Source organism: Devosia sp. J2-20, from assembly GCF_055808475.1.
In genome coordinates this window covers 678,182-689,606 of record NZ_CM147870.1, presented here as the reverse complement: position 1 = coordinate 689,606, position 11,425 = coordinate 678,182, and the positions used below count along the sequence as shown (strand labels likewise).

At 60.3% G+C, this 11,425-nt stretch carries 10 protein-coding genes; 5 read left to right on the top strand and 5 right to left on the bottom strand.

What is annotated here, in order from left to right; genetic code table 11:
- Positions 1–86 precede the first annotated feature (86 nt).
- Complete coding sequence (locus AC0L37_RS03355; RefSeq protein WP_282222010.1) at positions 87–1,352, bottom strand: imelysin family protein; 1,266 nt, start codon at positions 1,350–1,352, stop codon at positions 87–89.
- Positions 1,353–1,779: 427 nt separating this feature from the next.
- Between AC0L37_RS03355 and AC0L37_RS03350 the strand changes: the two genes are divergently transcribed.
- The 5 genes from AC0L37_RS03350 (at position 1,780) to sseA (ending at position 6,625) form a co-directional block, all read left to right on the top strand.
- Positions 1,780–2,886 carry an ABC transporter substrate-binding protein gene (locus AC0L37_RS03350; RefSeq protein ID WP_212657033.1) on the top strand — a complete coding sequence of 369 codons (1,107 nt, stop codon included), beginning with the start codon at positions 1,780–1,782 and terminating at the stop codon, positions 2,884–2,886.
- A gap of 114 nt (positions 2,887–3,000) precedes the next feature.
- Positions 3,001–3,876: an ABC transporter permease gene (locus AC0L37_RS03345; protein WP_282222011.1), complete on the top strand. Its 876-nt coding sequence runs from the start codon at positions 3,001–3,003 to the stop codon at positions 3,874–3,876.
- Positions 3,873–4,664, top strand: a complete 792-nt coding sequence (locus AC0L37_RS03340) for an ABC transporter permease (protein WP_212657031.1) — start codon at positions 3,873–3,875, stop codon at positions 4,662–4,664. Before AC0L37_RS03345 ends, AC0L37_RS03340 begins: the two co-directional genes overlap by 4 nt.
- 2 nt (positions 4,665–4,666) lie before the next feature.
- A complete protein-coding gene (locus AC0L37_RS03335; RefSeq protein WP_212657030.1) occupies positions 4,667–5,734 on the top strand; it encodes an ABC transporter ATP-binding protein in 1,068 nt (355 codons plus the stop codon).
- A gap of 57 nt (positions 5,735–5,791) precedes the next feature.
- The gene (gene sseA / locus AC0L37_RS03330; protein ID WP_348984712.1) at positions 5,792–6,625 is read left to right on the top strand and encodes a 3-mercaptopyruvate sulfurtransferase; all 834 of its coding nucleotides are present in this window, start codon (positions 5,792–5,794) and stop codon (positions 6,623–6,625) included.
- 20 nt (positions 6,626–6,645) lie between these two features.
- On the opposite strand, the gene AC0L37_RS03325 is transcribed toward sseA, so the two are convergent.
- From AC0L37_RS03325 to chvE, 4 genes are all read right to left on the bottom strand, one after another.
- Positions 6,646–7,278 carry a hypothetical protein gene (locus AC0L37_RS03325; RefSeq protein ID WP_282222012.1) on the bottom strand — a complete coding sequence of 211 codons (633 nt, stop codon included), beginning with the start codon at positions 7,276–7,278 and terminating at the stop codon, positions 6,646–6,648.
- 125 nt (positions 7,279–7,403) lie between these two features.
- A complete protein-coding gene (mmsB, locus tag AC0L37_RS03320; protein ID WP_212657028.1) occupies positions 7,404–8,687 on the bottom strand; it encodes a multiple monosaccharide ABC transporter permease in 1,284 nt (427 codons plus the stop codon).
- Entirely contained in the window at positions 8,684–10,216 is a 1,533-nt protein-coding gene (mmsA, locus tag AC0L37_RS03315; protein ID WP_282222013.1) for a multiple monosaccharide ABC transporter ATP-binding protein, read from the bottom strand. The genes mmsB and mmsA overlap by 4 nt, the downstream gene beginning before the upstream one ends.
- Before the next feature lie 105 nt (positions 10,217–10,321).
- On the bottom strand, positions 10,322–11,395 hold the full coding sequence (gene chvE, locus AC0L37_RS03310) for a multiple monosaccharide ABC transporter substrate-binding protein (protein ID WP_269371073.1): 1,074 nt from the start codon (positions 11,393–11,395) through the stop codon (positions 10,322–10,324).
- Positions 11,396–11,425 lie beyond the last annotated feature (30 nt).

The window sequence follows — 11,425 nt, the reverse complement described above, 5'->3', positions numbered from 1 at the left end:
AGCCGTTTTGCTGCAAGAACTCAAATGGCCGCGACGTCGTAAAAGACGCCGCGGCCTGTCATTGGACTGCCAATGGCAGGTTGGCTTTATTCGAACACTGCGTCCGGTTTGCTCAGGCTGTCGCTATCCTCAATGGTCACCGCATCGCCCAGCTCGAGCAGCGCCACGGCGCGCTCAATGCCACGCGTCTGGGCGATCAGCCCGTCAATGGCTGCCTGTACCACCGCATTGCCCTCGGCATTGCCTTCGCCAATCTGCTGGTCATAGGCTTCGCCAGCTTCAGCGCGGTCAGCCATCGCCTGCATCTTGGCCACCGTATCGGCCAGCAAGGCCTGGATTTCAGCGTCCAGTTCGGCGTCATGGTCGGCAATCACGCTGGCCAGCGCAGGGCCTTCAACCACCGAACCGTCCACGCGGGTATATTTGCCCAGATAGACATTCTGAATGCCCACGGCGTCGTTGAGATGGGACGCATGGGTATTGTCCGAGAAGCAGTCATGCTCTTCTTCCGGATCATGCAGCAACAGGCCCAGCTTCATGCGCTCGCCGGCCACTTCCCCAAAGCTGAGCGAGCCCATGCCGGTCAGGATCGCCGAAATCCCCAGATCGGGCAGCGCCGCGCGCGCGGCACCATCAGCGGTCCAGTTGGCCACCATCTCCTCAAGGTCCGATACCAGCAGGCTCGAGGCCGCCTTGAGATAGGCTGCACGGCGATCGGCGTGCTCGGCGGTTGAGTAATCGGTGTACTCACGCGCCCCGGCACCAGCGTCGGTGCCGTTCAGATCCTGCCCCCACAGCAGGAATTCGATGGCGTGATAGCCCGTCGCCACATTGGATTCCACGCCGGCCGCTTCCTGCAGATGTTCCTGCAGCAGCGCGGGTGTGATGTCGGTGGCATCGAGCTCTTCGCCATCAATGGAGATCTTGGGATTGGCGATGACATTGGCCACATAAAGCGCATTGCTGTCGCTCTCGGTACCGTAGGAGGCGTCGACATAGTCGATCAGGCCCTCGTCCAGCGGCCAGGCATTCACGCGCCCTTCCCACTCATCGACGATCGGGTTGCCGAAGCGGAACGCCTCGGTCTGCTGATAGGGAATGCGGGCGGCCTTCCAGGCATCCTTGGCGGCATCCAGATTGGCGGCGCTCGGATCAGCGATCAGCGCATCGATCGCCGCGTCCAGCGCCTTGGCCGTGCTCAGCGAATCCTCATAGCCCGCCAGCGCCAGATCGGCGTAATTGGCGAGCACATCGGCCTCTGCAGGCGCGGCGGCATAGGCTGCGACGGGGGCCACCGATAGGGTAAGGGCGATGGCAAGGCTGCGCAGGGTGCGGACACCGGTCGAGATCATGGCTGATCCTCCTGAGGTTGAACTTGAAAGCGGACTATCAAAGTCAGGTTACAAAATCAAATGACAAATCAATAACTTAGAAGCATTCTAATGTGCGGAGACACTCTTGTTTCGCCTACTGCCAATTTCCTCAATGCGTCTCGACACTTGCGCCCAAACCGATATTCCACAGTCCGCAAATCCAATTTTTGACCATCTGGACGAAACTGTCACAATAGCGCACTGTCACAAATGCGGCCGGAGGGGGCGCATGGGCACACGAGGGAGGCAATTTCAGCAAGACAGCACTGTAACGGTCCGTCTGATGATGGATCAGCAGAGCTGATCGGGCCGTCATCGCCTTGTCATGTGGCCTTACTACTCCCACCCGGTCCGTCGCGATGCTCATCAAAGAGTGTCGACGTACGACTTTTCAGGGAGACTGAACATGTCCATCAAGAAATCGCTCGGCGCATCCGTCTCGGTGCTTGCCGTGCTTGCCGTTTCTGCCCCCGCCTTTGCCCAGGTCGACCTTGACGCGCTCTATGAAGCCGCCAAGGAAGAAGGCCAGCTGACCACCATCGCCCTGCCGCACAACTGGTGTGCCTATGGCGATGTGATCGCCGGCTTCAAGGCAAAATACCCCGGCATTACCGTCAACGAACTGAACCCCGATGCGGGCTCTGCCGACGAAATCGAAGCCATCAAGGCCAATCAGGGCAATATGGGTCCACAGGCACCTGACGTGATCGACGTCGGCCTGTCCTTTGGTCCTGCCGCCAAGGCCGATGGCCTGATCCAGCCCTACAAGGTCTCGACCTGGGACACGATCCCTGACGATGCCAAGGATGCCGATGGCTACTGGTATGGCGACTATTATGGCGTGATGGCCATGCTGGTGAACAAGGACATTCTGGACACCTCGCCAACCGACTGGGCCGATCTGGCCAATGACGAATACGCCAATGCTGTCGCTCTTGCTGGCGATCCACGCGCATCCGCCCAGGCTATCCAGTCGGTTTATGCCGCTGGTCTGGCCTCCGGTGCCGATGCTGATGGCGCTGCTGAAGCGGGTCTGAAGTTCTTTGGCGATCTCAATGCCAAGGGCAATTTCGTTCCTGTCATCGGCAAGGCAGCTTCGCTGGCTCAGGGCACCACCCCGATCGTGGTTGCATGGGACTACAATCTGCTCGCCTGGCGCGACAGCTTTGAAGGCAATCCGCTCGCCGAGATCGTCGTTCCTCAGAATGGCGTCGTGGCCGGCGTTTATGTTCAGGCTATCTCCGCCTACGCGCCGCATCCAAACGCTGCCAAACTCTGGATGGAATACCTCTACTCCGACGAAGGCCAGCTCGGCTGGTTGGCTGGCTACTGCCACCCGATCCGCTTCAACGACCTGGCTGCCAAGGGTGCAATTCCGCAGGAAATGCTGGACGCACTGCCGCCAGCCGCAGCCTACGAAAAGGCCGTGTTCCCCTCCATTGAACAGCAGAACGCTGCCAAGGAAGTGATCACCAGCCAGTGGGATTCGGTCGTCGGCGCCAACGTCGAATAGATCCGATAGATTGACGCGCAGGAAGGGGGCGGTGCTCCCTTCCTCTTTCCCCATCAGGGGGAATTGATCGCGTTTCCGGCACGCATGTGCGCACTCTGGGAGCGATAGCCAGACATGACCGACGTGATCGCCGCCAAACCGCGCCGTCGCTTCTCCTGGGAATTCCTGGGCGTCGCGCCCTTCATCCTTTTCGGATTGATGTTCCTCGTCCTGCCCACGCTGTATTTGCTGGGTGGCGCCTTTATCGGCCGCGATGGCGAGTTCACATTCGACAATATTCTGGGCCTGTTCACCGACCAGATCATGGCTGCCTACTGGATTTCGATCCGCGTTGCCGGCGCCTCCTCGATCATTGGTGCACTGGCCGGCCTGGCCATTGCCCTGGCCATTATTCGCGGTCGCCTGCCCGCCCCGCTGCGCTCGGCCATCATGACCTTTTCGGGCGTCGCCTCCAATTTTGCGGGCGTGCCGCTGGCCTTTGCCTTCATCGCCACTCTGGGTCGGCTGGGACTGGTCACCATCATCGCCAAGACGGTCTTCGGCATCGACATCTATCGCGCCGGGTTCAACCTGCTCAGCTTCTGGGGCCTGACGCTGACCTATCTCTATTTCCAGATCCCGCTGATGATCCTGATCATTGCGCCTGCCATTGACGGGCTCAAAAAGGAGTGGAGCGAAGCTGCCGCCAGCCTGGGCGCCCAGCCCTGGCAGTTCTGGCGCTATATCGGTCTGCCCATCCTCTGGCCCAGTTTTCTGGGCACCGTCTCGCTGCTCTTCGCCAATGCCTTTGGCGCCATCGCCACCGCCTACGGCCTGACCGGCTCCTCGCTCAACATCGTGCCCATCCTGCTCTACGCCCAGATCCGGGGCGACGCGCTGCAGAACCCCGGCCTGGGCGCTGCGCTGGCGTTGGGCATGGTGGTGATCACCGCGCTCGCCAATGTGCTCTATCTGATCATCTCGGCCCGCGCCGAAAGGTGGATGAAATGAAACAGAACCGCTTCTGGGCCTGGGTCGTCTTTCTCATGGGTGCCGCCTATTTCGTGGTGCCACTGGTTGCCACCTTTGAATTTTCGCTGCGTATGCGCCGCGGCTATTACAGCTTTGACAGCTACGCCTCGGTGTTCTCCGATCCCAACTTTCAGGCCACCTTCAGCTATTCGGTGATGATCGGGGTATTCTCCATCCTGGTGGGCATTCTCATTGTCGTGCCCGCCGTCTATTTCGTGCGGCTGCGCATGCCCTGGCTGCGCCCCTTCATGGAATTCTTCACCCTGCTGCCCCTGATCATCCCCGCCATCATCCTGGTCTATGGCTATCTGCGGCTCTACAATTCCAGCTCGATCATCCCCTTCACCGGCAGTGCGCTGGGCACCGACATCCTGCTTACCTTCGCCTATGTCGCGCTGGCCCTGCCCTATACCTATCGCGCCGTCGATACGGGCATGCGCACCATCGATGTGCAGACCCTGACCGAGGCCGCCCAGATCGCTGGTGCCAATACCTTCCAGATCATTGGCCAGATCATCCTGCCCAACATTCTGGTGGCCGTGCTCTCAGGCGCCTTCCTGACCTTCGCTATCGTCATCGGCGAATTCGTCATTGCCAGCCTGCTCAACCGCCCGGCCTTTGGCCCCTATCTGCAGAATATCGGCGCCAACCGCGCCTATGAGCCGGCGGCTTTGGCGATTATTTCCTTTATCCTCACCTGGGGTGCCATGGGCATGATCAACGTGCTTGGCCGCTTCGCCCCCCGCACTTCCGCCAGGACCGATTGATTATGGCATCTGATTTTCTCAAGGTCTCCGGCCTCACCAAGACCTACGGCGCCAACACCGTGGTCAAATCCGTCGACTTCTCCTTTGCCCAGGGTGAGTTCATCTCCCTGCTGGGGCCCTCGGGCTGCGGCAAGACCACCATTCTGCGCATGATCGCCGGCTTTGAGACGCCCACCTCGGGCAGCATCACCATTGATGGGCAGGACATCACCACGCTTAAGCCCAATCAGCGCCAGCTCGGCATGGTGTTCCAGGCCTATGCCCTGTTCCCCAATCTCAATGTCGGCGACAATATCGGCTTCGGTCTCAAGATCGCTGGCGTTCCGCGCGAGGAACGACGCGCCCGCGTCGATGAAATGCTCAAGCTGATCGGCCTGCCGGGCTTCGAAAAGCGCTACCCCTATGAGATGAGCGGCGGACAGCAGCAGCGTGTTGCCCTCGCCCGCGCCATTGCCCCGCGCCCGCGCATGTTGTTGCTCGATGAGCCGCTCTCGGCCCTCGACGCCAAGATCCGCGTGTCGCTGCGCGAAGAGATCCGTGCCATCCAGCTCGATCTGGGCATCACCACCGTCTTCGTCACCCATGATCAGGAAGAGGCGCTGTCGATTTCCGATCGCATCGTGGTGATGAATGCCGGCCATATCGAACAGCTCGGCGCGCCGCACGAGATCTACAACAAGCCGGCCACCCGTTTCGTCGCCACCTTCGTGGGACACCTCAACAATCTCGATGTTGTCGTCACCGATCCGGCCAGCAAGACCGTTACCATTGACGGCCAGCCCCTCACCGTGCCCGATCTGCCATCAGATGTGGCGCTCAATGCTAACAGTGTGCTGACAGTTCGCCCCGAAGTGCTCACCATTGGCGCCCGCGAGGGCAATGATGTAACGCTGACAGGCACCGTCTCCGACGTCACCTTCCTGGGCTCGGTAATCCGCATCCGCGTCGCCCTGGGAAGCAACATTGTCAGCCTGGACACGTTTAACGATCAACGCTCCGCCCCGCCCAAGCGCGGCGAGGCGATCACCATCAGCCTCGCCAGCAAGGACTTGCTGGTGCTGGCCAATTAGGCATTTGACCTCGCGCTCTGGCGGGCTCATCTTCCTGCCAAACTACGAGGACTGGCCGTGGACAACCCTTTCGTCACCACTGACTGGCTGGCAGCCCATCTGAGCGACCCCAATCTGGTGGTGCTCGATGGCAGCTGGCACATGCCCAATGCCGCGCGCAACGCCCAGGCCGACTATCTGGCCGGCCATATTCCCGGCGCGGTGTTCTTCGATATCGACGGCGTCGCCGATACCGACAGCCCCCTGCCACACATGCTGCCCGCGCCGGCCGACTTCGCCCACATGGTCGGCGCACTGGGCATTTCCGAGACCATGACCATTGTCATCTATGACGAGATCGGCCTGTTCTCGGCCCCGCGTGTCTGGTGGACTTTCAAGACCATGGGGGCCCAGAACGTGCGCATTCTCTCGGGCGGCGGCCCGCAATGGCGCGCTGAAAAGCGCCCCACCGAAATCGGACTGGTCGCCCGTCCCAAGCAGAAATTCCATGCCAGCTTCGACGCGGATCGCGTCGCGGATTTTGATACCGTGCGCGCCCGCAGCCAGGATGGCGCCAGCCAGATTGCCGATGCCCGCCCTGCCCAGCGCTTTCACGCCGAAGTCCCCGAGCCCCGCAAGGGCCTGCGCGCCGGGCATATCCCCGGCTCATCGAACCTGCCGGTCAGCCTGCTGACCGAAGCGGGACAGATGAAATCGCCCGAGCAATTGGCCACCCTGTTCGCCGAGCGCGACATCGCTTTGGACAAGCCGCTGATCACCAGTTGCGGCTCGGGGATAACGGCCGCAACCCTGGCCCTTGCCGCTGAGCTGGCCGGCGCTCGATCGGTCGCCGTCTATGACGGCTCATGGACCGAGTGGGGCAGTCGCGACGATGCTGAAATAGAGAAGTAACAGACGGTCCTGACGACCGGTCAGCGCAGCAGACCGTCGCGCTCGAACTCGGCCCAGCCCTTGAGCTTGTGACGCCCTGCATCCTCGGGACCATCATCAGCAACGGGCGCTTCCTTGCTGCGGGTTTTCTCGACCCGTGCCAGCGCCCGCTTGCCCGCCGCCAGCCGCCTGTTCTCGGCTGCCGTCTCCGCATCATCCTCACGCCAGACAGCGATCAGATCGCGATCCAGCACATCCTCGACGTGGCGGGGATCAAACACATGAAAGGTGATCTTCTTGGCGCGCCCGCGCAGCTTGACCGTACGGGTCCCCGCGCTGTGCAGGCGACCATCCTTGAGCCAGCGGTGCCGCTCCGTCGGCGAGATAGTCAGGATATCCTGTATTTCGCGCGGAATGACCGGCAGGTTCTCAATACCCACCAGCGTCTTGGACACCACTGCCGACACCGCCTTGAAATCGTCCGCTGCCGTCTTGGGCATGCTCACGATAAGCTCGGCTCCCCGCACATCCACCGCCTTTTTCAAGGCCGATGGCAGTTGGGCGCGGACCTCAAGCAAAATGCCCTTGGTGCGCACGGACGAGCCAAGCGTCGCAGCCGGCGGCAGCGTCCACTCTTTGGTCAGTGCTGGGACAATGGCTTTTTTGGCTGGCATGAGCCTCAAATAGGTCTTTCGTCTGGCGACTTCAACAACATCCCGACTGGCCGGCGCGGCGACCACCGCTAGAAAAAAGGCCGCCGGGTTACCCCGACGGCCATTGTCTTCACGCGGGCTGGACCCTAGCCAGCGCGCTTCTTGTTGTAGAGATCGAAGAACACAGCTGCCAGCAGCACCACGCCCTTGATCATCTGCTGCCAATCGATATTCACGCCCATGATCGACATGCCGTTGTTCATCACGCCCATGATGAACGCGCCGATCACCGCTCCAGCCACCGCGCCCACACCGCCCAGCGCCGAGGCACCGCCGATGAACACGGCCGCAATCACGTCGAGCTCAAGGCCCTGACCAGCTTTGGGAGTGGCTGAGTTCAGACGCGCCGCATAGATCATGCCCGCCAGAGCGGCCAGCGCCCCCATGATGGCGAACACGTAGAAAGTCATCCGCTCGGTCTTGATGCCCGACAGCGACGCCGCCTTGAGATTGCCACCCAGCGCGTAGATACGGCGACCAAAGGTCATCCGCTTGGTCACGAACACGAATACAGCGATCAGGATCGCCATCACCACCAGCACATTGGGCAAGCCACGATAGGACGCCAGCATGTAGCTGAAGAACAGCACCAGCGCCGTAATCACGACATTCTTGGCCACGAACAGCGCAAATGGCTCGCTCTCGTAACCTCGCGCCATACGGCGCTTGCGGCCCAGGATGGACATCACGATCATGGTCACGATGCCCACGATCGCCAGCACCATGGTGGTCGAATGCAGCACCAGTGGCTGCACGCCTTCGGCCTTCTCGATCAGCGTCAGTGACCCGATTGGATCGGGAATAAAGCCTGCCGAAAGCAGCTGAAATTCAGCCGGGAACGGACCAACCGACTTGCCGCCCAGAATGGCCAGAGCCAGACCCTTGAAGATCAGCATGCCGGCTAGCGTCACGATGAAGGCCGGGATCTTGTGATAGGCGATCAGGTAGCCCTGCGCCGCGCCAATAGAGGCGCCGACCACGATACAGATGGCGCCTGCGACGAACGGATTGGCCAGAAAAGCCAGCTCCGGCGGGAAGTTCCAGCCCACCATCAGCATGGCTGCCAGCGCGCCGACAAAGCCCGATACCGAACCCACCGACAGATCGATATGGCCGGCCACGATGACCAGCAACATGCCCAGCGCCATCACGATGATGTAGCTGTTCTGCAGGATGATATTGGTCAGATTGACCGGCTTGAACAGCACGCCATTGGTAAAATACTGGAAGAACAGCATGATCAGGATCAGTGCCGCCAGCAGGCCATAATCGCGCATGTTCGATTTCAGCGCGCCCCAGACGGAAAGTACCTGGATTTTTGGCTGCTCGCCGGTCGGTGTCGCGCCCGACGGGGCGGTTTCGGTGCTCATGATGCCTTCCCTTCCGCGCGAACAATCGCACGCATAATATGTTCTTGATTGGCGTCGGCCGTCGGCATTTCGCCCACGATCTGGCCTTCGTTCATAACGTAGAGGCGGTCAGTGATGCCAAGCAGTTCGGGCATCTCCGAAGAGATCACCAGAACCGCCTTACCCTGCGCCGCCAGATCATTGATGATGGTGTAGATTTCGTATTTGGCGCCGACATCGATACCGCGTGTCGGCTCGTCCAGGATCAGCACGTCCGGATTGGCAAACAGCCATTTGCTGAGCACCACCTTCTGCTGATTGCCGCCGCTCAGATTGCCGGTGACCTGATACACGCTCGATGAACGGATATTGGTCTTGCGTCGGTATTCATTGGCCGCGTCCATCTCCGCCATATCGTCGATGACGCCCATCTTGGAGATGCCGCCCAGATTGGCCAGCGTCGTATTGTGCTTGATGTGATCGATCAGGTTCAGACCATAGGTCTTGCGATCTTCGGTGGCATAGGCCAGCCCTTGCGCCACGGCCTTTTCGACGGTGGACACATCCACCTTTTTGCCGTGCAGATAGACCTCGCCGCTGATCTTCTGGCCATACGACTTGCCGAACACACTCATGGCAAATTCGGTGCGGCCCGAGCCCATCAGCCCGGCAATGCCCACCACTTCGCCCTTGCGAACGTTCAGGTCGATATTGCGGATGATCTGACGATCACGGTGCAGCGGATGAAACACGTTCCAGTTCTTGACCTCGAACACCGTCTCACCGATCTGCGGCACACGCGCCGGATAGCGATCATCGAGCGACCGGCCCACCATTGAGGTGATGATCCGACTTTCGGAAATCTCTTCGGTGTTCATGGTCTCGATGACGCGCCCGTCGCGGATCACGGTGATGCGGTCGGCCACCTTGGAAATCTCGTTGAGCTTGTGGCTGATCAGGATCGAGGTGATGCCCTGCTTGCGGAATTCCATCAGCAGGTCGAGCAACGCCGCGCTGTCCTTCTCCGACAGGCTGGCCGTTGGCTCATCCAGGATCAGCAGCTTGACCTTTTTGGACAGCGCCTTGGCGATTTCCACCAGCTGCTGCTTGCCCACGCCGATATTGGTCACCAGCGTATCGGGATCTTCGCTCAGACCCACCATGCCCAACAGCTTGCGCGCACCACCGCGGGTCTCATCCCAGTCGATCACGCCGCCTTTGGCCTGCTCATTGCCCAGAAAAATATTCTCGGCAATCGACAACAGCGGCACTAGCGCCAGTTCCTGATGGATGATCACGATGCCCTTGGCTTCGCTGTCGGCAATCGTCTTGAAGTGCTGTTCTTCGCCCTTGTAGATGATTTTGCCATCATAGCTGCCCACCGGATAAACCCCGCTGAGCACCTTCATCAAGGTCGATTTTCCGGCCCCGTTCTCGCCAACGATCGCGTGGATCTCGGCTTCGCGGACGTCCAGATTGACGTCCGACAGCGCCTTGACGCCGGGGAAGGTCTTGGTGATGCCGCGCATCTCCAGAATGGTTTTGGTCATGGACTGCTTTCTCGTGTTCACCCGGGCGTCGCTCGCAAGCGCCATCTCCCGGTGACGGGAAAGGGCCCCGCGTTGCCGCGGAGCCCAATTGGCGTAAACCTTGGCTTACTGCAGGTCTTCAGCCTTGAGGTAGCCGGAGTCAACAACCAGTTCCTGGTAGTTGTTCACGTCAACTTCATAGGGTGTCAGCAGGATCGACGGGATCACCTTGACGCCATTGTCATAGGTGGTGGTGTCGAGGCCTTCTGGGGTGCCGCCTTCAAGGATGGTGTCGACCAGATCAGCAGTGACCTTGGCCAGTTCACGCGTGTCCTTGTAAACGGTCGAGTACTGCTCGCCGGCAATGATTGCCTTGACCGAAGGAGCCTCGGCGTCCTGACCCGAGATGATTGGCCAAGCCAGATCGTCCGAACCGTAGCCAACGCCGCGCAGCGACGAGATGATACCGCGGCTCAGGCCATCATATGGCGACAGAACTGCATCGACGCGCGAACCGTCCGAGTAGTTGGCCGACAGCACGTTGTCCATGCGAGCCTGTGCAACAGCACCGTCCCAACGCAGGGTACCAACAGTTTCCATGCCCATCTGGCCCGACTTCACCACCAGGGTGCCGTCATCGATCAGCGGCTGGAACACGCTCATTGCGCCGTCATAGAAGAAGAACGCGTTGTTGTCGTCTGGCGAACCGCCGAACAGCTCAACATTGAACGGGCCTTCATTCTCGGGATAACCCAGCCCCTTGAGGATCGAGTTGGCCTGCAGAACGCCAACCTGGAAGTTGTCGAACGTGGTGTAGTAGTCGACATTGCCGCTGTCGCGGATCAGGCGGTCATACGCGACAACCTTGATGCCGGCATCAGCAGCCTGCTGCAGCACGGCGCTCAGCGTGGTGCCGTCGATCGATGCGATGACCAGAGCGGTGACGCCCTTGGTGATCATGTTTTCGATCTGAGCTAGCTGGTTCGGGATATCGTCTTCTGCATACTGCAGATCGACCGAGTAGCCCTTGCCTTCGAGAGCGGCCTTGAGTTCATTGCCGTCCGAAATCCAACGCAGTGAAGACTGGGTTGGCATGGCGATGCCGATGGCACCCTTGTCCTGTGCGAACACCGCGGTAGATGCACTCAGCGCCATTGCGCCGACTGCCAGTACGGTGGCAAGCGTCTTGAAAATCTTCACGTCTCGACTCCCTTTTATAATTCGAGTTCA